The sequence below is a fragment of the Acidovorax delafieldii 2AN genome, assembly GCF_000175235.1.
Lineage (GTDB): Bacteria > Pseudomonadota > Gammaproteobacteria > Burkholderiales > Burkholderiaceae_C > Acidovorax > Acidovorax delafieldii_B.
The window spans coordinates 1-754 of record NZ_ACQT01000592.1 but is presented as its reverse complement, the minus strand read 5'-3'; the positions used below and the strand labels follow the sequence as shown (position 1 = coordinate 754).

General features: G+C 63.8%; 1 protein-coding gene. It reads right to left on the bottom strand.

The window, feature by feature from the left end; all coding sequences use genetic code 11:
• Positions 1-453 (bottom strand): acyl-CoA thioesterase (locus tag ACDELDRAFT_RS23250; RefSeq protein ID WP_005801815.1); only part of this gene is annotated, 453 nt, incomplete at its 3' end.
• Between the last annotated feature and the right edge of the window lie 301 nt (positions 454-754).

Genomic DNA, 754 nt, shown 5'->3' with positions numbered 1-754 from the left:
CGCAGCCAGTTCCTTGCGCAGGGTCTTGCGCATGACGGCGGCGTCCCAGCGGCGGCGCTCGTCGGGCGTGGACGGCGACAGCCGGGGCACCTGCACGGGCTTGCGGGCTTCGTCCACCGCGACCATCGTGAAGAAGCAGCTGTTCACATGCCGCACCACCTGCGAGCGGATGTCCTCCGCAATCACCTTGATGCCCACTTCCATCGACGAGGAACCGGTGTAGTTGACGCTGGCCAGGAAAGTCACCAGCTCGCCGACGTGGATGGGTTGCAGGAACATCACCTGGTCCACGCTCAGGGTGACCACGTAGCAGGCCGAAAAGCGGCTGGCGCACGAATACGCCACCTGGTCCAGCAGCTTGAGGATCGCCCCTCCATGCACATTACCCGAGAAATTGGCCATGTCGGGGGACATCAGCACGGTCATGCTGAGCTGGTGGGAGGGGATGTTCATGCCCCTGATTTTACGGGCCGCCCCGTGCCGACCGGCGCAGAACGCAGGCGCCCGTCGTATCGCGCAGCTGCCACGGCAATGAGCGGATCGCGCTCCCACAATCAAGAATGATTGTTATTTACTCTTAGAATCATCATCGCTATCCGCTTTCGTAGCCACGCCGTGCATCCTGGATTTGAAGGACGAGCGCTGCCAGCCAGCCCTTCCACCTTCTCCAGGAGTTGCCATGCCCGCACCCACGCGCCGAACCCGCGGCCGCGCCGTCCATCCCCTCGTTTTTGCCGCCGCCCTGGCCTGCAGC